The organism is Streptomyces javensis (assembly GCF_039525925.1).
Taxonomy (GTDB): domain Bacteria; phylum Actinomycetota; class Actinomycetes; order Streptomycetales; family Streptomycetaceae; genus Streptomyces; species Streptomyces asiaticus.
In genome coordinates this window covers 53,391-77,830 of record NZ_BAAAIF010000009.1, presented here as the reverse complement: position 1 = coordinate 77,830, position 24,440 = coordinate 53,391, and the positions used below count along the sequence as shown (strand labels likewise).

Here is a 24,440-nt window from a genome sequence, read left to right as displayed (position 1 = left end):
CGCACCAGGCAACCGGACGCACTGCATCCGGGACGAGGACGCATCGCGGCGTCACTTGGTTCCCATAGGTCTGCATGGCGAACAGAGTACGCACGGTCAAAACCCGCCCAGCCGCCACCTTCGCTCCATAACCGTCAGATTGAGTGTCTCGAATTGGTGATGTGACGGCGTTCACCGTGGTCCCTCTTGTCCCTTCCCGAGCACGGTTCTATCGTCTTGATGTATCGAGTCGATACATCAGCTCGACATAGCGGGCCCGGAGGAGAGGAGAGGCGGGGAATGAGCAGACGCTCGGGCGTCCTGGAGTTCGCCGTTCTCGGCCTGCTGCGCGAGTCACCGATGCACGGATACGAGCTGCGGAAGCGGCTCAACACCTCACTCGGGGTGTTCCGCGCGTTCAGCTACGGCAGCCTCTATCCCTGCCTCAAGACGCTGGTCGGCAACGGCTGGTTGATCGAGGAATCCGGCAGCACCTCCCAGGAAGCTCTCGCGGCACCTCTCTCCGGCCGCCGGGCGAAGATCGTCTACCGGCTCACGGCGGCGGGGAAGGAGCGGTTCGAGGAACTGCTCTCCCACACCGGGCCGGACGCCTGGGAGGACGAGCACTTCGGCGTCCGGTTCGCTTTCTTCGGCCAGACGTCACGAGATGTTCGGATGCGGGTGTTGGAGGGGCGGCGCAGCCGCCTGGAGGAGCGCCTGGACAAGATGCGCGCCGCCATGGCCCGCACCCGCGAGCGCCTGGACGACTACACCCTCGAGCTGCAACGGCACGGGATGGAGTCGGTGGAGCGCGAGGTGCGCTGGCTGAACGAGCTGATCGAGAGCGAGCGGGCCGGGCGCGATCAGCGCGACGGCACCGCCGGGCAGGACCGGACGACCGAGCGGGACGAGGACCGGCCGCCACCGCAGGACCAGTCAGAAGATGCGGACGGCCCGCCCCGGCACCGGGGTGGTTCCCGGCCGGATCCGTCCGATGACACCGCCAAGTGAGGCCCGGCATCCGCGGGGCCTCGTCCAGTACACACAGGGAGCAACCGGAATGGGTTCGGTTCGTGTAGCCATCGTCGGTGTGGGCAACTGCGCCGCCTCGCTGGTGCAGGGCGTCGAGTACTACAAGGACGCCGACCCGGACACCCGCGTGCCGGGTCTGATGCACGTGCAGTTCGGCGACTACCACGTGAAGGACGTGGAGTTCGTCGCCGCCTTCGACGTGGACGCGAAGAAGGTCGGCCTGGACCTCGCGGACGCCATCGGCGCCAGCGAGAACAACACCATCAAGATCTGCGACGTGCCGACGGCCGGTGTCACGGTCCAGCGCGGCCACACGCTCGACGGACTCGGCAAGTACTACCGCCAGACCATCGACGAGTCCGACGAGGCCCCGGTCGACGTCGTCCAGGTCCTCAAGGACAAGCAGGTCGACGTTCTGGTCTGCTACCTCCCGGTCGGCTCCGAGGACGCCGCCAAGTACTACGCCCAGTGCGCCATCGACGCGAAGGTCGCCTTCGTCAACGCGCTCCCGGTCTTCATCGCCGGTACCAAGGAGTGGGCGGACAAGTTCACCGAGGCCGGGGTGCCGATCGTCGGTGACGACATCAAGTCGCAGGTCGGTGCGACCATCACGCACCGCGTGATGGCCAAGCTGTTCGAGGACCGGGGCGTCATCCTGGACCGCACCATGCAGCTGAACGTGGGCGGCAACATGGACTTCAAGAACATGCTCGAGCGGGAGCGTCTGGAGTCCAAGAAGATCTCCAAGACCCAGGCCGTCACCTCCCAGATCCCCGACCGCGACCTGGGCGCCGACAACGTGCACATCGGCCCCTCGGACTTCGTGGCCTGGCTGGACGACCGCAAGTGGGCCTATGTCCGCCTGGAGGGCCGCGCGTTCGGCGATGTCCCGCTGAACCTGGAGTACAAGCTCGAGGTGTGGGACTCCCCGAACTCCGCGGGGGTCATCATCGACGCGCTGCGCGCCGCGAAGATCGCCAAGGACCGCGGCATCGGTGGCCCGATCCTCTCGGCCTCCTCGTACTTCATGAAGTCGCCTCCGGTGCAGTACTTCGACAACGAGGCGCGGGAGAACGTGGAGAAGTTCATCAAGGGCGAGGTCGAGCGCTGAAGCGCCATGCGCTGATTCCCGCCGCGTGATCACGGGCCTCCGGGTAATACACCCGGAGGCCCGTGTGGTGTGTGAGGCTGACGCCATGCCTGTTGTGCGTGATCTCCGCGTACTGCTGCAACTGCGGGACTTCCGCCGCCTTCTGGCCATCCGGCTGCTCTCCCAGTCGGCCGATGGCGTCTACCAGGTGGCGCTCGCCACCTATGTGGTCTTCTCCCCGGAGAAGGAGACCTCCGCCGCGGCCATCGCCTCCGCCATGGCCGTCCTGCTGCTCCCCTACTCCCTGCTCGGCCCCTTCGCCGGGGTGCTGCTGGACCGCTGGCGCCGCCGGCAGGTGCTGCTCTACGGCAATCTGCTGCGCTCGGGGCTGGCCGCCGGAACCGCCGTACTGGTGCTGGGTCAGGTGCCGGAGTGGCTCTTCTATGTCTCGGCCCTGTCGGTGACGGCCGTCAACCGCTTCGTGCTGGCCGGTCTTTCGGCGGCCCTGCCCCGGGTCGTGGACAGCCAGGAGCGTCTGGTCATGGCCAACTCCCTCTCACCCACGGCCGGAACGCTCGCCGCCACGGCCGGCGGCAGCCTCGCCTTCATCGTCCGACTGTCGGGTCCGGGAGGCACCTCATCGGACGCGCTGGTCGTCCTGGTGGGCGCCACGCTCTATCTCATCGCCGGGCTCACGGCCCTGCTGATGGCACCGGGGCTGCTGGGGCCGGATCCCGCGGCCCTTCAGCCCCGTCTCTCCGCGGCCCTGATGAGCACCGCCCGGGGTCTGGTCGCGGGCGTACGCCATCTGCTGGAGCGCCGGGATCCCACCGTGGCACTGACCGCGATGACGCTGATGCGCTTCTGCTACGGCGCGCTCACGGTGACGGTGCTGATGCTCTGCCGCTACGCATGGGCCGACACCGAGTCCCAGGGGCTGACGCTTCTGGGGCTGGCCGTCGGCGTCTCGGGCGCGGGCTTCTTCGCGGCGGCGGTGATCACACCATGGGCGGTGGCCCGGCTCGCCGCCCGTACGCCCTCCCGGCCGGACGGCCGGCTCTCCTGGGTGATGGTGTGCGCGGGGAGCGCGGCCCTCCTGGAACCGGGACTCGGGCTGCCCTTCGAGCCCGCTCCCATGCTGATCGCCGCGTTCGTGCTCGGGCTGATCACCCAGGGGGCGAAGATCGCCACCGACACCGTGGTGCAGTCCGCCATCGCCGATGACTTCCGCGGGCGAATCTTCTCCCTCTATGACGTGCTGTTCAATGTCGCTTTCGTGGGAGCCGCGGCGGTCGCCGCGGTGATACTGCCACCGGACGGCACATCGGCCGCACTGCTGATCTCTGTGGCGCTGCTCTACGCGGCCACCGCGATCCTGGTGAGGTTTCACGTGAAACATGACCGGCAGAGCGTCAAGCGGGTCGATGTTTCACGTGAAACGTGAGGGGCTCAGCCCTCCGGCTGTGCTTCCCACCACTCCTGGAGCGCGGCGATCGCGGTGTCCCGCTCCATGGGGCCGTGCTCCAGCCGCAGCTCCAGCAGATGCTTGTACGCCTTGCCGACCTGCGGACCCGGGGGGATGCCGAGGATCTTCATGATCTCGTTGCCGTCCAGATCCGGGCGGATCGCATCCAGTTCTTCCTGCTCCTCTAGCCGAGCGATGCGCTCCTCGAGGCCGTCGTACGCACGCGAGAGCGCCACCGCCTTCCGCCGATTGCGCGTGGTGCAGTCCGAGCGGGTCAGCTTGTGCAGCCGGTCCAGCAGCGGTCCCGCGTCGCGGACATAGCGGCGGACCGCGGAGTCGGTCCATTCCCCCGTGCCATAGCCATGGAAGCGCAGATGCAGCTCGACCAGGCGGGAGACATCCTTGATCAGCTCATTGGAGTACTTGAGCCTCGTCATCCGGTACTTGGTCATCTTGGCCCCCACCACCTCGTGGTGATGGAAGGAGACCCGGCCGTCCTTCTCGAAGCGGCGCGTCTTGGGCTTGCCGATGTCATGCAGCAGCGCGGCCAGCCGCAGCGTCAGATCGGGGCCCTTGGTCTCCAGGTCGATGGCCTGGTCCAGCACCGTCAGCGAGTGCTCGTAGACGTCCTTGTGGCGGTGGTGCTCATCGCGCTCCAGGCGCAGCGCCGGAAGCTCCGGAAGGACGCGGTCGGCGAGCCCGGTCTCCACCAGCAGCCGCAGCCCCTTGCGGGGGTGATCGGCCAGAACGAGCTTGTTGAGCTCATCACGCACCCGCTCCGCCGAGACGATGTCGATGCGCTCGGCCATCGCCGTCATCGCGGCGACCACCTCGGGGGCCACCTCGAAGTCCAGCTGCGCGGCGAAGCGCGCGGCACGCATCATCCGCAGCGGATCGTCGGAGAAGGACTCCTCGGGCGTCCCCGGAGTGCGCAGCACCCGGGCCGCGAGATCCTCCAGACCGTGGTGCGGGTCGATGAACTCCTTCTGCGGAAGCGCCACCGCCATCGCGTTGACCGTGAAGTCCCGACGGACCAGGTCCTCCTCGATGGAGTCGCCGTAGGACACCTCGGGCTTCCGAGATGTCCGGTCATAGGCTTCTGACCGGTAAGTCGTGATTTCGATCTGGAAGCTCTGATCCGACCCGCTTCCCGGCGACATGCCCTTTCGGCAGCCGACCGTACCGAAGGCGATGCCGACGTCCCAGACCGCGTCCGCCCAGGGCCGTACGATCTTCAGTACCTCATCCGGCCGCGCGTCCGTCGTGAAATCCAGATCGTTACCGAGCCGGCCGAGCAGCGCGTCCCGTACCGAGCCGCCGACCAGGGCCAGGCGGAAACCTGCCTGCTGGAAGCGACGGGCAAGATCGTCGGCAACGGGAGAGACCCGCAGGAGTTCGCCCACGGCGCGGCGCTGCACCTGGCTGAGCTCGTTGGTGGACTGCGGGGATCGGCTGTCATTGTTGGCGTTCGGCACAACAGAACAGGGTACGTGGCCGTGCGCCCCCGAGAGTCCACCCCCGATGGGGCCACCACTGCGTAACGATCTTGTGGAGCCGTCCACAGCACTTCGTCACAGCGGGCATCGTTACCATTCGTGGACGCACATTGCGACGACCACTGACGACCTACTGACGACAAGGGACGGGCGAGCGCGTGGCCGATGCGGCAGACCTCCGGGGGACAACTTCCGCTCGCGCCCGGCGATGGTTGCGGCGCACGGCGGCCCTGCTGGCCGCGGCGCCGATGCTCGCGGGCCTGGTACAGATTCCGGCGGCACCCGCCGCCCACGCCGAGAGCAAGGCCACGGGCTCGCGATCGGTGGATGTCTCCATCACCTCACTGACCCCCACCGCGCCGAAGAAGAGCGACACCCTCACCGTCAGCGGCACCGTCACCAACGACACCAAGAGCACCGTCTCGGGGGCCCGGGTGGGCCTCCGTGTCGGCCCGACCATGAGCGGCCGCAGCGCGATCGACACCACGGCAAACCGCACCGGCTATACGGAGGGGCTCGACGGCACCGAGATCGACGGCAAATACGCCAAGAAGATCGGCAAGCTGGCGGCCGGCACCAGCCGTGACTTCTCCCTCTCCATACCGGTGGATCAGCTGCACCTGGGGGAGAACGGCGTCTATCAGCTCGGCGTATCGCTCACCGGTGGCACCTCCCACCAGCCCTGGCCACAGGTGCTGGGCATCGAGCGGACCTTCCTGCCCTGGCAGTCGGGCCCGTCCCAGAAGAAGTCCCAGCTCACCTATCTGTGGCCGCTGATCTCCGCCACCCATGTGACCGCCCGCACGGACAACGACGAGGACCGCACCCCGATCTTCCGGGACGACCGCCTGGCCAAGGAGCTGGCCCCGGGCGGCCGGCTCCAGCAGATGGTCGCCCTGGGGAAGAACCTCCCCATCACCTGGGTCATCGACCCCGACCTGCTCGCCACGGTCGACGCGATGACCAAGAAGTACGAGGTCCAGAACCCCTCGGGCAACGGGACCAGGGCGGGCCGCGGCCAGACCGTCGCCAAGCAGTGGCTGGACGCCCTCCAGAAGGCCGTGGAGGGCAAGCAGGTGGTCGCGCTGCCGTTCGCCGACCCCGACCTCGCCTCGCTCGCCCACCGCGGTAAGAACGTCACCGGCGCCCTCAGCCACCTCCAGGGCTCCACCGAGCTCGCCTCGACGACCGTGGAGACCATCCTCGGGACGCGGCCGCGCACGGACTTCGCCTGGCCCGTCGAGGGCGCGGTCGACTCCTCGATCGTGGACGTCGCCACCTCCGCGGGCGCCCACAACGTGATCGCCCGCAGCGACAGCCTGCGCGAGACCGGCGGGCTCTCCTACACCCCGACCGCGGCCCGCCAGATCGGCGGCGGCAATACGGCGGTGGTCGCCGACGCGCGGCTGTCGACGGCCTTCACCGGCGACATGTCCAAGGCGGAGAACTCCACCCTCGCCATCCAGCGCTTCCTGGCCCAAAGCCAGATGATCAACCTCCAGGCGCCGGACAGGCAGCGCAGCATCGTGGTCGCCCCCCAGCGGACGCCCACCACCAGCCAGGCGCAGGCGATGGCGGCGGCCCTGGAGGGCCTCTCCGGGCAGTGGACGCAGCCGCTGAGCCTGGGGCAGGCCGCGAAGGCCAAGCCCGACCCGAGCGCCACCCAGCGGGTGCCGAGCACCCGCTCGTACCCCCGGTCGCTGCGCGCGCGGGAGCTGCCCACCGAGGCGTTCGAGCGGATCCAGAAGACCCAGAAGACCCTGGACAATTTCGAGCCGATTCTCACCGCCAAATACCGGGTGGTCACCCCCTTCGGGAACGCGATCAGGCGCGAGATGTCGACCTCGTGGCGCAGCGAGGCGCAGAACGCGAGCGGTTTCCGGCACGATGTGCAGACCTATCTCTCCGGGCTCACCAATAAGGTGCGCCTGGTCCCGAAGTCGAACATGACCCTCTCCGGGCGCAGCGCGACCGTTCCGGTGACCATCCAGAACAACCTGGTGCAGAGCGTGGAGCTGCGACTCGTCCTGCGCTCCCAGCAGGGCAACCGGCTGGCGGTCAGCGACCCCCAGCTGGTCAATGTGGAGGGCGGCCACAGCCAGTCCGTGAAGTTCGGGACCACGGCCAACGCGAACGGCCCGGTGTGGGTCTCGGCGCGGCTCTACACCCCGGACGGCCAGCCGTACGGCGATGAGATGCAGTTCGAGGTGAATGTCACCGAAATCACGTCGACCGTGATTCTGGTGATCGCCGGCGGTGTGCTGCTGCTGGTCCTCGCCGGTGTCCGGATCTATGTCCAGCGCAAGCGCGCGGCCGCCAGGAGCGGTGAGGACGGCGGGGACGGGGAAGACGCCGAGGAGGCGCACGGGCAGGATGGTGAGGACAACAGCGAGGCCCCGGAGACCGACCGGTGTGACCCCGCACACGCCCTCGTGCCCGAGCAGCCGAGTGACCCGGCGTCGGACACCGGATCGCAAAGCGCTGGCCCGTCCGGCTCGGGTGAGAAAGTGGACCATTGAGCAATGCCGGAGCCGGTGGGCCGCAGTGGACGATGAGGTGGGGTAGCGATGAACGCGCCGTATGACGGTGATGGCCGAGTGCCACCGCCGCCACAGCCGTCCCCTCACGGCCCCCACGACCCTTACGGACAGGAACCGCACCAGCGGGACCCGTATCTGGGCGACGCCCAGCAGGCGCCCCCGGCCGATCCCCGCCAGTCGTACGGCCAGCAGTACTACGCGCCGGACCCCTACCTGGACGACGCGTACGCGACGGGCAGCTTCACGCCCTACCCGTATCCGACGCAGGATCGGTACGCCCACCACGACCCGCTGACGGACCCCCTGTACGACCGGCGCTCGTCCCAGGCCCCGCGGCAGGACGGCTACCAGCAGCAGTACTACCAGCAGCCCCCCACGCCGCAGGGCCCCGACCCGCGCGCCTGGTCCCCCGAGGCCGCCGCCGGCCACCAGGGAGCCGCACAGCAGCCGTACACGGCCGATCAGGCGGGCCAGGGCTATCCGGGGACGGGCGACGCCTATGGGGCGGGGGAGCAGCCGCAGCGGGACGCCTTCGCGCACCTCTACCGCGATCAGCAGTCCTATGAGCCCCGGCCCGGCGAGGGCCAGGGCTACCCACAGGGCCCGGGGAACTACCCGCAGGGCCAGGCGCCCGCTCAGGGGCAGGCGCCGTACCCCGGGCCCCCCAGATCCGAGTCCCCCGGCGCGACGGCCGCCGCCCCCACGGTGGCCGCCCCGGTGGTGACCGCCCCCACGACCGAGCCAGAGCCGAAGAAGCCCTCAGGGGGCCGGGCGGCGGGTCTGCTCCAGTCAAGCGCGCTGATGGCCGCGGGCACCTTGGTCTCCCGCCTGACCGGCTTCCTCCGGCAGATGGTGATCGTCGCGGGGCTCGGCGCCGCTAGCCTCGGCCAGGCTTACCAGGTCGCCTATCAGCTACCCGCGATGATCTACTTCCTCACGGTCGGCGGCGGCCTGAACTCGGTCTTCGTCCCGCAGCTCGTGCGTGCGATGAAGGAGGACGAGGACGGCGGAGTCGCCTACGCCAATCGTCTGCTCACGCTGACAATGGTCGCGCTCGGCAGCCTCGTCGCGGTTTCGGTGTTCGCGGCCCCGTCGCTGATCCGGATGCTCTCCGCGGACATCGCCAGCGATCCCCCCTCCAACGAGGTGGCGGTCACCTTCGCCCGCTACTGCCTGCCCACCATCTTCTTCATGGGTGTGCACGTCGTGGTCGGCCAGATCCTCAACGCCCGGGGCAAGTTCGGGGCGATGATGTGGACCCCGGTCCTCAACAACATTGTCGTCATCGCCACTTTCGGCCTCTTCATCTGGGTGTTCGGCACCTCCAGCAACTCCAACATGGGTGTCACGACCATCACGCCGGAGGGAATCCGGCTGCTGGGCATCGGCACGCTCCTCGGCCTCGCCGTCCAGGCCCTGTCGATGTTCCCCTACCTCCGAGCAGCTGGTTTCCGATTCCGGCCGCGCTTCGACTGGCGCGGCCACGGCCTCGGCAAGGCCGCCAAGCTGGCCAAGTGGACCGTGCTGTTCGTGCTTGCCAACCAGGCGGGCAACATCGTGGTGACCCAGCTAGCCACCGCGGCTGGCACGGAAGCCGACAATGGGGGATACCCAGGAGCGAGTTACGTCGGCTACACGAGCGCTCAGCTGATCTGGAACATGCCCCAGGCCATCATCACCGTCTCGGTGATGGCGGCTCTGCTGCCCAGGCTCTCCCGGGCGGCCCACGATGGCGACCCCGGAGCGGTCCGCGACGACATCTCACAGGGCCTGCGCACCTCCGCCGTCGCCATCGTCCCCCTCGCCTTCGGTTTCATCGCGCTCGGTATCCCCCTCTGCACTCTGTTGTTCGGAACCTCGGGCACCGAGACGGCCCAAGCCATGGGCTACATCCTCATGGCGTTCGGCCTCGGGCTCATTCCGTTCTCCGTGCAATACGTCGTCCTCCGCGGCTTCTACGCCTACGAGGACACACGCACCCCCTTCTACAACACCGTCATCGTCGCAGCGGTCAACGCGGCTGGGTCCGCGCTCGCCTATTTTCTGCTCCCCGCCCGCTGGGCCGTCGCCGGTATGGCGGCCGCCTACGGTCTGGCCTACGCCATCGGCGTGGGCGTGGCCTGGAAGCGGCTGCGCAACCGGCTGGGCGGCGATCTGGACGGCCCCCGCGTCGTGCGCACCTACACCCGCCTCGTCGGCGCCAGCATCCCCGCCGCCCTCCTGGGCGGCGGCTCGGCCTACACCATCATGCAGACCCTCGGAATGGGCGTCGTCGGCTCCGTAGCGGCTTTGCTGGGCGGCGGTCTCGTTCTTATCGCGGTCTTCTACATTGCTGCGAAACGGATGCGCGTTGATGAGCTGACGGCCATGGTCGGTATGGTGCGCGGACGACTCGGACGCTGATCATTGAGCACAACCATCGTCCGCCACCGTGTGTCGTGCATAGCGGCGGACTGTGGGCACAATTGTCTTGGCTCGGAGTAGGCGCAACGGATGGGGAGGCAGGAACGACGGTGGCGGAACGGAGCACGGCTGCCGTCGACGTGGCCGACAGCGGTGGAGAGGAGCCGCTGACCGCCGAGGCGGGTAAGGCCACGGCCGACGGGGCGGGGACGAAACAGAAGGTCGGCAAGGGGACAGAGGCCGCGGTCACCGACGATACGGGCACCGCGGCCGAAGCGAACCCCCTAGAACTGCACAGCGGTCACAAGCTGGCCAGACGCTACCGTCTGGAGGAGTGCGTCACCCGTCTGGACGGATTCAGCAGTTGGCGTGCCGTGGACGAGAAACTGCGGCGTGCCGTCGGGGTGCATGTCGTGCCCGCGGACCATCCGCGCGCCAGGTCGGTGCTCGCCGCGGCCCGTTCGGCGGCCCTGCTGGGCGATCCCCGCTTCGTCCAGGTCCTCGACGCCGTCGAGGAGAACGATCTCGTCTATGTCGTCCATGAGTGGCTTCCCGACGCCACCGAGCTCACCGCCGTGCTGGCCGCCGGGCCGCTCGAGCCGCACGACGCGTACCAACTGGTCAGCCAGGTCTCCCAGGCCATGGCCGCCGCCCACCGCGAGGGCCTGGCCCATCTGCGGCTGAACCCCGGCTCCGTACTGCGCACCGAGTCCGGTCAGTACCGCATCCGCGGACTGGCCGTCATGGCCGCCCTGCGTGGTATCAGCGTCGACCACCCCCAGCGCACCGACACCGAGGCGATCGGCGCGCTGCTGTACGCGGCGCTCACCCAGCGTTGGCCGTACGAGGCCGACGCCTACGGCCTCTCCGGGCTGCCCAAGGGCGTGGGCCTGATCGCCCCCGATCAGGTCCGTGCCGGAGTGCACCGCGGTCTGTCCGAGCTCGCGATGCGCGCGCTGGTCAACGACGGAGCCACCGCCTCCCGTCAGGACCAGCCCTGCACCACCCCCGAGGAGCTGGCCAAGGCCGTCGCGGCGATGCCGCGCATCCGGCCGCCGGAGCCCGCCTTCACCCCTTCCCCGGCGTACCCGCGCACGACGTACCAACAGGGTGTGTACGGCCAGCAGCCGCACCGCGGCCGCACCACGCACCCGGCCCCTCCGGCCGCTTCCGTGCCGCCCCCGCCGCCGCTCCAGAGCCGCACGGGCAAGGCCCTCAAGTGGACCGTCTCCGCCCTTCTGATCGCCGCTCTCGGCCTCGGCAGCTGGCAGCTCGCGGACACCCTCCTGAAGGAGGAGAACAAGTCCAGCCCGGGCAAGTCCACCAGTGAGAAGGACGACGGCAAGGGCGCAAAGGTTGGCAGCAAACCGATGAAGATCCAGGGCGCCGCGGAATACTACCCCGACGGGAATCCCCAGCACACCAATCAGGTGCCCTTGACCTACGACGACGACCCAGACACGGTGTGGCGCAGCAAGAGCTACGACGAAGGCCCCGATCTCAACCCGGCCTTCAAGAAGGGTGTGGGCTTGGTGTACGACCTTGGTGCGGGACACAAGCCCAAGACGGCCACCCTCGGGCTGAAGTATGGGGGCGATCACACCACGGTGTCGCTGTACGCGGCGGACTCGCTTTCCTCCTCCGCACCGTTGAGTTCCATGAGGAAGCTCGCAACAACCACGACCTCGGGCACCACGGCCAAGCTCACCGTGAACCGCCCGGAATCGGCCCGGTATGTCGTCCTGTGGATGACCGCGATGCCCCAAGCGCCCGGTGACACGTACAGCGACCCCGGCTACAAGCAGGCCATCACCGAAGTGAAGTTCACCGGCTGAGCCGGCTGATCGGGCAGGGGGCTCAACGTTGGACGACGCCACCATCGGCGGAGCGAGCGACGGCGAGCTCCTCGCCCGGCACGTCGACGGCGACCCGGACGCCTTCAGCGAGATAGTGCGGCGCCACCGCGACAGACTCTGGGCGGTGGCGCTGCGCACCCTCGGCGACCGTGAGGAAGCGGCCGACGCGGTCCAGGACGCGCTCGTCTCCGCCTATCGCGCCGCCCACACGTTCCGGGGCCAGTCCGCCGTGACCACGTGGCTGCACCGCATCACGGTCAACGCCTGTCTGGATCGGGCCCGCAAGGCCGCCTCCCGTCGCACCTCCCCCGTCGACGACACCGAGCGGCTCGAGCAACTCCTGGAACCCCATGAGTCGGCCGCCGCCCCCGCCGAGCGCGGTGATCTCCACCGCGAACTGCTCCAGGCGCTGCGCACCCTCCCTCCCGAGCAGCGCGCGGCTCTGGTGCTGGTCGATATGCAGGGCTACCCCGTCGCGGAGGCGGCGAAGGTCCTGGACGTTCCCACCGGCACCGTGAAGAGCCGCTGCGCCCGGGGCCGCGCACGACTGCTGCCACTCCTCTCACATCTCCACCCCAGTGGGAGGGGTAGCTCACCCTCGGGCATGGGAAGGAACCGGACGCAGGGGACGTCCGTCCCACCGACGGCAGGACCGAACGACACAGATGCCGTGAAGGGCGGAGGTGGGCGAGCGTGACATCCTCGACGGACACGGAAGAGCACCCTGAAGTCGCGGAGATCTCCGCACTCACCGAGGGTCTGCTCTCTCCGTCCCGCGCCGTCGATGTGCGCACTCACCTCGCGAGCTGCGCGCTGTGTACGGACGTATGGGAGTCCCTGGACGAGATCCGCTCCCTACTCGGAACGCTCCCGGGACCGGTACGGATGCCCGCCGATATCGCGGGCCGTATCGACGCGGCGCTGGCCGCCGAAGCGCTTCTCGACGCGACCGCCCCCGAGCGCGTGGGCGATGTTTCACGTGAAACTCCGGATCCGGACGACGCGCCCGCGCCTGTTTCACGTGAAACGGCCGATGCCGTCTCGAGCGACCCCGACGCCGACACCGTGGAGCCCACGGCCAAGCCGTCCATCGCGGCGGACCGGCCCGCCGGGCGCCCGCGTGGGGCCACCGGGCCCGGACGAGGATCCACCGGGCCCAGCACCCGCCCCGGCCGCGCCCGCCGCTGGCGCAAGGCCGTCCTCGGCGGCGCATGCGCCGCCGCGGTGATCGGGATCGGCTCCTTCTTCCTCCAGAGCGGCTCCTCCGGCGATCACAGCGACAGCGACCCGCAGGCGCACGCCAGCCAGAGCTCCACCGCGAAGTCCACCCTCTCCTCGGGCACGCTCAAGGACCGTGTGCACGAACTGCTCGCCGACCGGAAGTCCACCGCGTCGAACGGCGTCACCGGGCAGGGCAACTCACCCGATGTGCCACTGCGCGCCGACGACGACCCTCAGGTGCCCTCCTGCGTACAGAGCGGTACCGGCCGCAAGGAGCCGGCCCTCGCGGCGCAGCAGGACACCTACGACGGTCAGAGCGCCTATATCGTCGTCCTCCCGCACCCCTCCGACAGCTCGCGCGTCGATGCCTTTGTGATCGACGCGTCCTGCGTCTCCGCGTCCCCGACGACTCCCGGGGAGCTCCTGGTGACCCGGACCTACCCACGGTATTGAGGCACACCGCACACCGGGGGCCCTGTCTGACAGCGCTCGGGAATGCCTGACCCGTAGGATCCGTTGGGTGGGGTGGCAGCGGAATTCCGGGGGGACCCGGAGCCGCCCGCCCAGTCAGCAGTCCGGCAGTCGGCAGAGACAAGGAAGACATCCGTGAGCGACGTCCGCAACGTGATCATCATCGGTTCCGGGCCCGCGGGCTATACGGCCGCGCTCTACACCGCCCGCGCTTCCTTGAAGCCGCTGGTCTTCGAAGGCTCCGTGACCGCGGGTGGCGCCCTGATGAACACCACCGATGTGGAGAACTTCCCGGGCTTCCGGGACGGGATCATGGGCCCCGACCTGATGGACAACATGCGGGCCCAGGCCGAGCGTTTTGGCGCCGAGCTCGTTCCGGACGATGTCACCGCGGTCGACCTCAGTGAGCCGATCAAGACCGTCACCGACTCCACCGGTACGGTCCACCGGGCCAAGACCGTCATCGTGAGCACCGGCTCTCAGCACCGCAAGCTGGGGCTGCCGCGTGAGGACGAGCTCTCCGGCCGCGGTGTCTCCTGGTGTGCCACCTGTGACGGGTTCTTCTTCAAGGACCAGGACATCGCCGTCATCGGCGGCGGTGACACGGCCCTGGAGGAGGCGACCTTCCTGTCGCGGTTCGCCAAGTCGGTCACGGTGGTCCACCGCCGGGACACCCTGCGCGCCAGCAAGGCGATGCAGGAGCGGGCCTTCGCCGACCCGAAGATCTCGTTCATCTGGGACAGCGTGGTCGAGGAGATCCACGGCGACGGCAAGCTCTCCGGTCTCACGATCCGCGACGTCAAGAAGGATGAGGCCTCCGAGCTGCCGGTCACCGGACTGTTCATCGCGATCGGCCACGACCCGCGCACCGAGCTGTTCAAGGGCCAGCTGGGCCTGGACGACGACGGGTACCTGAAGGTGGACGCACCCACCACCCGGACCAACCTGCCCGGTGTCTTCGCCGCCGGCGATGTCGTGGACCACACCTACCGTCAGGCGATCACCGCGGCCGGCACCGGTTGCTCGGCGGCACTGGACGCCGAGCGGTACCTCGCCTCGCTGGGCCAGGGCGACGCCACCGTCTGACTTCGCTTCCCACCTCTGCACCAACTCACTAAGGAGATTGCCATGGCCGGTGCCACGGTCACCGTGACGGACGCCGACTTCGAGGAGAAGGTCCTCAAGAGCGACAAGCCGGTACTCGTCGACTTCTGGGCCGCCTGGTGCGGTCCGTGCCGCCAGATCGCCCCCTCCCTGGAGGCCATCGCGGCCGAGCACCCCGACAAGATCGTCATCGCCAAGCTCAACATCGACGAGAACCCGGCGACGGCCGCCAAGTACGGCGTGATGTCCATCCCGACGCTCAATGTCTACCAGGGCGGCGAGGTGGCCAAGACCATCGTCGGCGCCAAGCCCAAGGCTGCCATCGAGCGCGACCTGGCCGACTTCATCGGCTGAGGACGCCGCGCGTCGCCCTCATACACGAAGGGGCTGCCCATCAGGGCAGCCCCTTCGTGTTTCACGTGGAACCGCTACAGCGGCCGAAGCGCGGGCTCCTTCTGGACGGCGCCGAGCAGCCGGTCCAGCGCCAGCTCGACATCCTCCTTCCAGGAGATCGTCGTCCTCAGCTCCAGCCTCAGCCGGGGGTAGCGCGGATGCGGCCGTACGGTCTTGAAGCCCACGGCCAGCAAATGATCGGCGGGCAGCACACACGCCGGTTCCTTCCAGGTGGCGTCCCCGAACGCCTCCACCGCCTTGAACCCCCGGCGGATCAGATCCTTGGCAACGGTCTGCACCATCACCCGGCCCAGCCCCTGCCCCTGGTATCCGGGCATCAGCCACGCCGTCATCAGCTGGACGGCATCGGCCGCGACCGGACTGGTCGGGAAGGCCGTGGAGCGCGGCACATACGCCGGAGGCGCGTACAGCACAAAGCCCACCGGGACCTCATCGACATAGACCACTCGGCCGCAGGATCCCCACTCCAGCAGCACGGCGGAGATCCATGCCTCTTTCTCCAGCTCCGGCCGACCGGCCCTTACGGCTGCTTCGCCGCTGACCGGATCGAGCTCCCAGAAGACACAGGCGCGGCAGCGCTTGGGGATGTCCGGGAGGTTGTCCAGCGTGAGCGGTACGAGCCGACGCCCCATGAAGCCAGTCCTTCACTTCCGTGGCCAGCCGCGCCACGGGCGGCTGACAGCGCACTACGCTCCCTGAGCAGACTGCCGACGAAACCGCCGACAGCTCCCAGGCCCAATCCTGTGGCCAACAGTCCGGTGCGGCTCACCGATCGCATGGCCCTGCCCTCCACATGCGGCGCCTCCACATGGATCCGCCCTACCTGATCGCATCGTATCCGTGCCGAGATTGCACCGATACCGCCCTTGGGCAAACAGCGGGTCGCGTTCCGACCATGTCGGAACGCGACCCGCCCCGCGCTGCCCTTCCGTGCGGCCTGAACCGCACGGACAGCGCCTCACTCGTCCTCGTCCTCCGCTCCGCCCTCGGATGAGAGCGGCTGCTCCAGCACCGGCCCCTCACCGGGGGCCAGCGAGCCGAGGATCCGCTCGAGATCCTCTATTGAGGCGAACTCGACGACGATCTTCCCCTTCTTCTGACCGAGGTCGACCTTCACCCGCGTCTCGAACCGATCGGAGAGACGTGAGGCCAGATCCGTGAGCGCGGGGGACACCCTCGCACCCGCCCTCGGGCTCTTGGGCTTGGTCGTGCCGCCCGAGCGCGATCCCATCAGCGTGACGATCTCCTCCACCGCACGCACCGAGAGCCCCTCGGCGACGATGCGATGGGCCAGCCGGTCCTGCTCCTCCGGGTCGTCCACGGAGAGCAGCGCCCGCGCATGGCCCGCGGAGAGAACCCCGGCCGCGACCCTGCGCTGGACGGACGGGGAGAGCTTCAGCAGCCGCAGCGTATTGGAGACCTGCGGGCGCGAGCGCCCGATGCGGTCGGCCAGCTCGTCATGCGTGCAGTTGAAGTCCTTCAGCAGCTGGTCGTACGCCGCCGCCTCTTCCAGCGGGTTCAGCTGGGCCCGGTGGAGGTTCTCCAGCAGCGCGTCCAGGAGGAGCTTCTCGTCATCCGTGGCCCGGACGATCGCGGGGATCTTCTCCAGCCCGGCCTCACGACAGGCCCGCCAGCGCCGCTCGCCCATGATGAGCTCATAGCGCTCCGGCGCCAACTGCCGTACGACGACGGGCTGGAGGAGACCGACCTCCTGGATCGAGGTGACCAGTTCGGCCAGCGCGTCCTCGTCGAAGACCTCACGGGGCTGCCGCGGGTTGGGGGTGATGAAGTCCAGCGGCAGCTCGGCGAAGTGAGCCCCGGCCACCTCCTCCGGCATCTCCTCCGGGGCGGCGGCCTCGGGCTCCTGCTCCCGCGGCGCGGGCTCGGTTTCCTGTGGAACCGTCTGGGTGGCCAGTCCGGCCACCTTGGCCGCCGCCACTCCGCGCTCCTGGGTGAGCACCGGGACCGCGGTCGGTGAGGTGGTGGCCCCGGTCGTCGTGACCGTTCCCGTTCCCGCCCCCGCCGAGGACGCGGCGTTGTCCGCCCCCTTCGGCGCGGGAGGGATCAGGGCACCGAGCCCACGGCCCAGTCCTCTGCGTCGCTCACTCACTGAATCCCCTCCTGCATGCTGCTGTGCTGGTCGTGCTGGCTGAGCTCGGGCAAGGCATGGGCGTGCTGGGCCTCGTAGTGCACGCCGACACCTCTGAGGGCGATCTCGCGGGCCGCCTCCAGATAGGAGAGCGCCCCACTCGACCCCGGGTCATAGGTGAGGACGGTCTGCCCATAACTGGGGGCCTCGGAGATGCGCACCGATCGGGGAATGCTCGTCCGGAGCACCTCGCCGCCGAAGTGGCTCCGCACCTCGTCGGCGACCTGGGAGGCCAGCCGGGTGCGACCGTCGTACATGGTGAGAAGGATCGTCGAGACATGGAGCTTGGGGTTGAGATGCCCCCGCACCAGATCCACATTCCGCAGCAGCTGCCCCAGCCCCTCCAGCGCGTAATACTCGCACTGGATCGGGATCAGCACTTCCGCCCCGGCCACCAGCGCATTGACCGTCAGCAGACCCAGCGAGGGCGGGCAGTCGATGAGGATGTAGTCCAGCGGCTGCTCATACGCCTCGATGGCCCGCTCAAGCCGGCTCTCCCTGGCCACCAGGGAGACCAACTCGATCTCGGCGCCGGCGAGATCGATCGTGGCCGGAGCACAGAAGAGTCCCTCCACATCCGGGACCGGCTGCACCACATCGGACAACGGCTTGCTGTCGACCAACACGTCATAGATCGATGGCACCTCGGCATGGTGGTCGATCCCCAGCGCCGTCGAGGCATTGCCCTGTGGGTCGAGATCGATAACCAGCACGCGACCACCGTGCAGGGCGAGCGAGGCGGCCAGATTGACCGTGGTCGTGGTCTTCCCGACCCCGCCCTTCTGGTTGGCGACCACCATCACCCGGGTCTGCTCCGGCCGGGGCAACCCCTCACCGGCGCGGCCCAGGGCTTCGACCGCCAACTGAGCGGCGCGGCCGATAGGGGTGTCGTCCATCGGAGGCGGCGTTTCACGTGAAACATCCTCCCCCGGCGATTCGGTACGGGGGCCGGGGACCGGATCGGTCATCGGCCCCGCGATGTTGGCGTCGGACCGCAAGGATTCACTCTCCTCGACATCAGGCTCGCAATAAGCAGAGCCTGCCATGCTTTTGGGGTCGTGAACCAGCGAGGCCCGTTCTCCTGTGGATGAATCCACGTTGATACGGGGTCGGCGGTCGCGGGGCAAGGCCGCCGCACGACCGCGACTGATGATTCCATGCAGCAGGGAGCGACGTTTCACGTGAAACACGATGCACGGGAGGCCTCGTCAATGGGTCGCGACACTCCGGTATGTGTAGTTTTGCCAGCTTGTATGGAGCAATGTTCCTGATTCAGGGCCGACGCCGCGGTGACCGGCGAGCCGCCTTGGCACGCTTCGCCGCGAAGCGCACACCCCCGGGGCTCTCCCCGACCTCGACCCGCACCACCGTGGACGGCGGGTCCACCACTCCCTCACCGACATGCAGCACCGAGGTTCCCACCACGCCCAGTTTGCCCAGTGCGGCCCGGGCCTGCTTCAGCTCCTCCTCGGCGGTGTCGCCCTTCAGCAGCAGCATCTCACCGTACGGGCGCAGCAGCGGAACCCCCCAGCCGGCCAGCCGGTCCAGCGGGGCCACCGCCCGAGCCGTCACCACATGCATCGGGGTCAGCTTGCCGAGGACCTCCTCGGCGCGGCCACGCACCACCGTCACATGCTCCAGCCCCAGCAGCTCCACCACTTCCCGCAGAAAGTTGGTCCGGCGCAGCAGGGGCTCCAGCAGCGTGATCCGGAGATCGGGACGGGTCAGTGCGAGCGGGATACCGGGGAGCCCGGCGCCCGAGCCCACATCGCAGACGGTGACGTCCTCGGGCACCACTTCGGAGAGCACGGCGCAGTTCAGCAGATGCCGCTCCCACAGCCGCGGCACCTCACGCGGGCCGATCAGCCCGCGGGTCACCCCCACATCGGCCAGCAGCTCGCCATAGCGGACGGCCTCCGGGAAACGGTCGCCGAATACGTCCCTTGCCTCGGGGGGCGCCGGGGGGAGCTCCGCTGCTTCCGTCACGGGGACCGTCCTTCCGTACCGAACACTCTGCTGAACGATGATGTAAGGCTGACAAGATTCGGCCCCGTCTGCGTGCAGACGGGGCCGTGTGGATCACGAGGCGGAACCGCTTCAGACCGGAAGCACGACCACGCAGCGCTGGGGCTCCTCGCCCTCGGACTCACTGCGCAGTCCGGCGGCGGCCACCGCGTCGTGCACCACCTTCCGCTCGAAGGGCGTCATCGCCTTGAGCTTCACCGGCTGACCGGTGCCCTTCGCCTCCTCGGCCGCCTTGGTACCCAGCTCGGTGAGCTCGGCACGCTTACGGGCCCGGTATCCGGCGATGTCGAGCATCAGCCGACTGCGGTCGCCGGTCTCCCGGTGCACCGCGAGGCGGGTCAGCTCCTGAAGGGCCTCCAGCACCTCTCCATCGCGGCCGACCAGCTTCTGTAGATCACGGCTGGTCGAGTCGCTGATGATCGACACCGCTGCGCGATCGGCCTCGACGTCCATGTCGATGTCGCCGTCGAGGTCCGCGATGTCCAGCAGCCCCTCGAGGTAGTCGGCCGCGATCTCCCCTTCCTGCTCAAGGCGGGTCAGGGTGTCGACACCCTCGGCTGCCGGGGTGGTGCCTTCCGTCACGGATGGACTCCTTCGTTACTTCTTGGACGGGTGCTTGGGGCGCTGCTGGCCCTTGCGCTGGCCGGACTTCGAGCCACGGGAGGAGCCGGAGGCCGAGCCGCCGCCGGCCGGCTTACCGCCCTGCGCGCCCTTCTTCTGCCCCGGACCCTGCTTCTCGGCGGGCTTGTCCTCGGTGGACTTCTCCAGGGAGGCCGAGGCGGCCGGCTGCGAGCTGGCCCTGCTGTGGCCGGTCGTGGAGCGCTGCGCCTTGGTCTGGCGCTTGGGCTGCTGACGGTTGGCACGCGCCGTCTCGGCCGCCTCCTTGGCGGCGACCTCGGCCGGCTCCTCCTTCAGCTTGCCGCTGGCCCGCAGCCGCTCCTGGCGGGCCTTGAAGGCCACACTGCCCGGGGTCGGGTTCCGGCGGATGACGAACATCTGCTGGCCCATGGTCCAGACGTTGGTGGTCAGCCAGTAGACGAGGACACCGACGGGGAAGTTGATGCCGAAGACGGCGAACATGATCGGGAAGACGTACATCAGCATCTTCTGCTGCTGCATGAACGGCGTCTTCACCGTGAGGTCGACGTTCTTGGTCATCAGCTGGCGCTGGGTGAAGAACTGCGAGGCCGACATCAGGACGATCATGGTGATCGTCACGATGCGGACGTCGGTCAGCGAGGCGCCGAGGGATTCGACCTTGGAGGCCGAGTCCATGAACTTCACCGACAGCGGAGCGCCGAAGATGTGGGCGTTACGGGCGCTGTCCAGCAGCGACTGGTCGATGACACCGACCGTCCTGTTGTTCGCGATGTGGTTGAGCACCTGGTACAGCGAGATGAAGAACGGCGACTGCGCGAGGATCGGCAGACAGCTCGAGAGCGGGTTGGTACCCGTCTCCTTGTAGAGCTTCATCATCTCTTCGGACTGGCGCTGCTTGTCGCTCTTGTAGCGCTCCTGGATCGCCTTCATCCTGGGCTGGAGCGCCTGCATGTTCCGCGTCGACTTGATCTGCTTCACGAAGAGCGGGATCAGGCAGATCCGGATCAGCACCACCAGCGAAACGATGGACAGACCCCACGCCCAGCCACTGTCCCGATCGAAGATCAAGCTGTAGAACGAGTGGAACTGGACGATGATCCAGGAAACTACGTCATAAAGAGGACCGAGGATCGTGTCCACGAATCAGGCTCCTTGGGCTTTGGGCTGGGTCTCGGGCTGTGCGGCAGGCTCCACAGCCGGATGCCCGCCGAGGCGGTTCCGCAGCCGCTGGTGCCACACCGGACGCTTCCGGGGCGGGACGTGGTCGACGCCACCGAGTGACCATGGGTTGCAGCGCAGGATGCGCCAGGCCGTCAGCGCCGTTCCTTTTACCGCGCCGTGCCGGTTGATGGCCGTATAGCCATAGTGCGAGCACGACGGGTAGTACTTGCAGACCGGTCCCAGCATCGGGCTGATGGTCCACTGGTACAGCTTGATCAACCACAGCAGCGGGTACTTCATCGCGGCACCCCTCCCAGTAGCCGCTGCACTGCCGTGTCGAGATCGCGGGCCAGCTGGTCGTGACCCGCCTCACCCGCGCCGGGCAGCGCCCGTACGACCACAAGGCTACCTGCGGGAAATCGGTCGATGCGGTCCCGCATCAGATGGCGCAGTCTCCGCTTCACCAGATTGCGGACGACGGCACCGCCGATCGCCTTGCTTACGACGAAACCCGCACGCGCCGGAGGAGCACTCTCCCCGGATGCGTGCGGGTCCGTATCACCGCTGGTGAGGCCGGTGCGAAGATGCACGACAAGGAGCGGGCGCCCGGCCCTGCGTCCTCGGCGTACCGCGGCCGCGAAGTCCTCGCGCCGCCTCAGCCGATGTTCGGTAGGCAGCACGTCATGGACCTTGGGTCAGGCTGCTCAGGCCGACAGGCGGGCGCGACCCTTGCCACGGCGGGACGCGAGGATCGCGCGGCCGGCACGGGTGCGCATCCGCAGCCGGAAGCCGTGGGTCTTCGCGCGACGACGGTTGTTCGGCTGGAAGGTGCGCTTGCTCACTCGGGGGCTCCAGAAATGAATCGATGGTGGCGGTCTATCGCTTGGCTGTCACCGTGCGCCCACGAGTAGCTCGCAATACGCCCGAGTGCACCGCTTCACGACCACGGATCATCAGCCCGTGAATCCTTGCCCATCGGAGGCAGGCGGCAGCAGCCATCGACAACTCGACCTGGTTACGGTACGCGCGGTTACGCCATCCGGTCAAACCGGTGGCCGACACCCTGACAGCGCGCTATCCACCCCCAGCCTAGGGGCAAGGGAACGCCCGGCGACATCGCATGGCACATTTGTACACACCCTGTGGACAACGACTTGAACCGTGTACCCCGGCCTGACTACCGTGGCTGGGCTCCGATTCCTTCACGCCCGTCCCGAGAACCACGCATTCGTGGGACCTGTCGGCGTCCCCCACCCAGCGAGTGAGAGAGCGTGCCCTGTGGCTGACGTACCCGCCGATCTTGCCGCAGTGTGGCCACGAGTGCTCGAGCGGCTGCTGGGAGAGGGCTCCGGGCAGGGCGGACAAGGCGTCGAGGCCAAGGACGAGCACTGGATCAAGCGGTGCCAGCCCCTCGCGCTGGTCGCCGACACCGCGCTGCTCGCCGTCCCCAATGAATTCGCCAAGGGCGTACTGGAGGGCCGGCTGGCCCCCGTCGTGAGCGAGACGCTGAGCCGGGAGTGCGGCCGCCCGATCCGGATCGCGATCACCGTGGACGAGTCCGCCGGCGAACCGATCGTTCCGCCGCAGCCCCAGCGCGAGCAGCGCGAGTCCTACGAGAGCTACGACGGCCGGGACGGCTATGGCCGCCAGGCGCCGGACGATCTTCCCTCGGCCCGCCCCGCGTACCCCGGGTATCAGCAGTCGCGCCCCGAACCGGGCGCCTGGCCGCGGGGCCGTGACGACTACGGCTGGCAGCAGCCCCGGCTCGGCGGCTTCCCCGAGGGCGACCCGTACGCCTCCCAGCGCGCCTCCTCCGGCTACGACCAGCAGCCCGGCTATGACCAGCAGACCGGTTACGACCAGCAATCGGGCTATGACCAGCAGCCGTACGAGCAGCCGCGCGGCGACTACCGCGGCCCGGGTGCCGAGCGCTCCGGGCCGGGCCACGGCCACGGCCCCGGTGGCATCCCCGGCCCCGGGGCGAGCCCCGAGCGCCCGCCGTACGAGCAGCGCCACGATCTGCCCGACCCGCTCGAGCGCGCCCGCGGCGGCCCGCCCGTGCTGCCCTCGCAGACCGGCGCCCCCGGTCCGCTTGCCGCTCAGCCCGCGCCCGCGTCCGGCCCCGGTGAGCCGACCGCGCGGCTGAACCCCAAGTACCTCTTCGACACCTTCGTCATCGGCGCCTCCAACCGCTTCGCGCACGCCGCGGCGGTCGCCGTCGCCGAGGCCCCGGCCAAGGCGTACAACCCGCTGTTCATCTACGGCGAGTCCGGGCTCGGCAAGACCCACCTGCTGCACGCCATCGGGCACTACGCGCGCAGCCTCTACCCCGGCACCCGGGTGCGCTATGTGAGCTCGGAGGAGTTCACCAACGAGTTCATCAACTCCATCCGCGACGGCAAGGCGGACGCGTTCCGCAAGCGCTACCGCGACATGGACATCCTGCTGGTCGACGACATCCAGTTCCTGGCGAGCAAGGAGTCGACGCAGGAGGAGTTCTTCCACACCTTCAATACGCTCCACAACGCCAACAAACAGATCGTGCTCTCCTCCGACCGGCCGCCCAAGCAGCTGGTCACCCTGGAGGACCGGCTCCGCAACCGCTTCGAGTGGGGCCTGATCACCGATGTGCAGCCGCCGGAGCTGGAGACGCGCATCGCGATCCTCCGCAAGAAGGCGGTGCAGGAGCAGCTGAACGCCCCGCCGGAGGTGCTGGAGTTCATCGCCTCGCGGATCTCCCGCAACATCCGTGAGCTGGAGGGCGCGCTGATCAGAGTGACGGCCTTCGCGAGCCTGAACCGGCAGCCGGTGGACCTCGGACTCACCGAGATCGTGCTGAAGGACCTGATCCCCGGCGGCGAGGACGCGGCCCCGGAGATCACCGCCACCGCGATCATGGCCGCGACCGCCGACTACTTCGGGCACACGGTCGACGATCTGTGCGGCGCCTCCCGCAGCAGGGTGCTGGTCACCGCGCGGCAGATCGCGATGTACCTCTGCCGGGAGCTGACCGATCTCTCGCTGCCCAAGATCGGCGCGCAGTTCGGCGGCCGGGACCATACGACGGTGATGCACGCCGACCGCAAGATCAGGGCACTGATGGCCGAGCGGCGCTCCATCTACAACCAGGTGACCGAGCTGACCAACCGCATCAAGAACGGCTGAGAGGGGCCCTCTGGGCCACTACGAACCGCTGAAGGGCGCTCCGGGACGGACATTCCCCGGGGCGCCCTTCGTCGTCCTCCCTCGTTGCGTCGCCCTCCCTCGTCGTTCACCGCCACGAAGCTGTTCGATTACCTGCCCGGCCGACCCGGTTCTCCACAGATCCACAGCTCATCCACCGTCCACACCCTGGGGACATGGGAGTTGTCCCGATAGCGTCCACAGGGCATCCGGTGGAAGGGGGATCCTCCGAGGTCAGCCGGTTGTGGAAT

General features: G+C 68.6%; 21 protein-coding genes. 11 read left to right on the top strand and 10 right to left on the bottom strand.

Annotation, left to right across the window (positions count from 1 at the left end; genetic code table 11):
- Positions 1–279: 279 nt before the first annotated feature.
- The 3 genes from ABD329_RS11220 to ABD329_RS11210 all read left to right on the top strand — a co-directional run bounded on the left by ABD329_RS11220 (position 280) and on the right by ABD329_RS11210 (position 3,545).
- Positions 280–990, top strand: a complete 711-nt coding sequence (locus ABD329_RS11220; RefSeq protein ID WP_198276381.1) for a PadR family transcriptional regulator — start codon at positions 280–282, stop codon at positions 988–990.
- A 49-nt stretch (positions 991–1,039) separates the two neighbouring features.
- Entirely contained in the window at positions 1,040–2,122 is a 1,083-nt protein-coding gene (locus ABD329_RS11215) for an inositol-3-phosphate synthase (RefSeq protein ID WP_037954631.1), read from the top strand.
- Between the two features lie 85 nt (positions 2,123–2,207).
- Entirely contained in the window at positions 2,208–3,545 is a 1,338-nt protein-coding gene (locus ABD329_RS11210) for an MFS transporter (protein ID WP_198276382.1), read from the top strand.
- Between the two features lie 5 nt (positions 3,546–3,550).
- Here ABD329_RS11210 and ABD329_RS11205 read toward each other — a convergent pair whose 3' ends face one another.
- A complete protein-coding gene (locus ABD329_RS11205) occupies positions 3,551–5,041 on the bottom strand; it encodes a CCA tRNA nucleotidyltransferase (RefSeq protein WP_198276383.1) in 1,491 nt (496 codons plus the stop codon).
- A 179-nt stretch (positions 5,042–5,220) separates the two neighbouring features.
- On the opposite strand from ABD329_RS11205, the gene ABD329_RS11200 reads away from it, so the two are divergent.
- The 7 genes from ABD329_RS11200 (at position 5,221) to trxA (ending at position 15,011) form a co-directional block, all read left to right on the top strand.
- A complete protein-coding gene (locus ABD329_RS11200) occupies positions 5,221–7,581 on the top strand; it encodes a DUF6049 family protein (RefSeq protein ID WP_198276384.1) in 2,361 nt (786 codons plus the stop codon).
- Positions 7,582–7,629: 48 nt separating this feature from the next.
- The gene (murJ, locus tag ABD329_RS11195; RefSeq protein WP_344316298.1) at positions 7,630–10,005 is read left to right on the top strand and encodes a murein biosynthesis integral membrane protein MurJ; all 2,376 of its coding nucleotides are present in this window, start codon (positions 7,630–7,632) and stop codon (positions 10,003–10,005) included.
- Between the two features lie 110 nt (positions 10,006–10,115).
- The gene (locus ABD329_RS11190) at positions 10,116–11,840 is read left to right on the top strand and encodes a protein kinase family protein (RefSeq protein WP_198276374.1); all 1,725 of its coding nucleotides are present in this window, start codon (positions 10,116–10,118) and stop codon (positions 11,838–11,840) included.
- Positions 11,841–11,868: 28 nt separating this feature from the next.
- Positions 11,869–12,558, top strand: coding sequence for an RNA polymerase sigma factor SigM (gene sigM, locus ABD329_RS11185; protein WP_037954618.1), 690 nt, complete (start codon positions 11,869–11,871; stop codon positions 12,556–12,558).
- Positions 12,555–13,535 carry an anti-sigma factor gene (locus tag ABD329_RS11180; RefSeq protein WP_198276373.1) on the top strand — a complete coding sequence of 327 codons (981 nt, stop codon included), beginning with the start codon at positions 12,555–12,557 and terminating at the stop codon, positions 13,533–13,535. The genes sigM and ABD329_RS11180 overlap by 4 nt, the downstream gene beginning before the upstream one ends.
- A gap of 153 nt (positions 13,536–13,688) precedes the next feature.
- A complete protein-coding gene (gene trxB / locus ABD329_RS11175) occupies positions 13,689–14,639 on the top strand; it encodes a thioredoxin-disulfide reductase (protein ID WP_198276372.1) in 951 nt (316 codons plus the stop codon).
- 42 nt (positions 14,640–14,681) lie between these two features.
- Positions 14,682–15,011, top strand: coding sequence for a thioredoxin (gene trxA, locus ABD329_RS11170; protein WP_014061966.1), 330 nt, complete (start codon positions 14,682–14,684; stop codon positions 15,009–15,011).
- A gap of 74 nt (positions 15,012–15,085) precedes the next feature.
- On the opposite strand, the gene ABD329_RS11165 is transcribed toward trxA, so the two are convergent.
- The 9 genes from ABD329_RS11165 to rpmH form a co-directional block, all read right to left on the bottom strand.
- Positions 15,086–15,703 (bottom strand): GNAT family N-acetyltransferase, encoded by a 618-nt coding sequence (locus ABD329_RS11165; RefSeq protein ID WP_037954609.1) that lies wholly within the window; start codon positions 15,701–15,703, stop codon positions 15,086–15,088.
- A gap of 326 nt (positions 15,704–16,029) precedes the next feature.
- Positions 16,030–17,181 carry a ParB/RepB/Spo0J family partition protein gene (locus tag ABD329_RS11160; RefSeq protein WP_198276371.1) on the bottom strand — a complete coding sequence of 384 codons (1,152 nt, stop codon included), beginning with the start codon at positions 17,179–17,181 and terminating at the stop codon, positions 16,030–16,032.
- A complete protein-coding gene (locus ABD329_RS11155; protein WP_078956777.1) occupies positions 17,178–18,266 on the bottom strand; it encodes a ParA family protein in 1,089 nt (362 codons plus the stop codon). Before ABD329_RS11155 ends, ABD329_RS11160 begins: the two co-directional genes overlap by 4 nt.
- Before the next feature lie 226 nt (positions 18,267–18,492).
- Entirely contained in the window at positions 18,493–19,206 is a 714-nt protein-coding gene (rsmG, locus tag ABD329_RS11150; RefSeq protein ID WP_198276370.1) for a 16S rRNA (guanine(527)-N(7))-methyltransferase RsmG, read from the bottom strand.
- A gap of 111 nt (positions 19,207–19,317) precedes the next feature.
- Positions 19,318–19,827, bottom strand: a complete 510-nt coding sequence (locus tag ABD329_RS11145) for a Jag family protein (RefSeq protein ID WP_020869968.1) — start codon at positions 19,825–19,827, stop codon at positions 19,318–19,320.
- A 15-nt stretch (positions 19,828–19,842) separates the two neighbouring features.
- Positions 19,843–20,985, bottom strand: a complete 1,143-nt coding sequence (gene yidC, locus ABD329_RS11140; RefSeq protein WP_198276369.1) for a membrane protein insertase YidC — start codon at positions 20,983–20,985, stop codon at positions 19,843–19,845.
- A gap of 3 nt (positions 20,986–20,988) precedes the next feature.
- Entirely contained in the window at positions 20,989–21,306 is a 318-nt protein-coding gene (yidD, locus tag ABD329_RS11135; protein ID WP_020869966.1) for a membrane protein insertion efficiency factor YidD, read from the bottom strand.
- Complete coding sequence (gene rnpA / locus ABD329_RS11130) at positions 21,303–21,686, bottom strand: ribonuclease P protein component (protein WP_037954594.1); 384 nt, start codon at positions 21,684–21,686, stop codon at positions 21,303–21,305. The genes yidD and rnpA overlap by 4 nt, the downstream gene beginning before the upstream one ends.
- Before the next feature lie 24 nt (positions 21,687–21,710).
- Complete coding sequence (gene rpmH, locus ABD329_RS11125) at positions 21,711–21,848, bottom strand: 50S ribosomal protein L34 (protein ID WP_003949374.1); 138 nt, start codon at positions 21,846–21,848, stop codon at positions 21,711–21,713.
- A gap of 436 nt (positions 21,849–22,284) precedes the next feature.
- On the opposite strand from rpmH, the gene dnaA reads away from it, so the two are divergent.
- Positions 22,285–24,171: a chromosomal replication initiator protein DnaA gene (dnaA, locus tag ABD329_RS11120; RefSeq protein ID WP_198276368.1), complete on the top strand. Its 1,887-nt coding sequence runs from the start codon at positions 22,285–22,287 to the stop codon at positions 24,169–24,171.
- Positions 24,172–24,440: the final 269 nt, after the last annotated feature.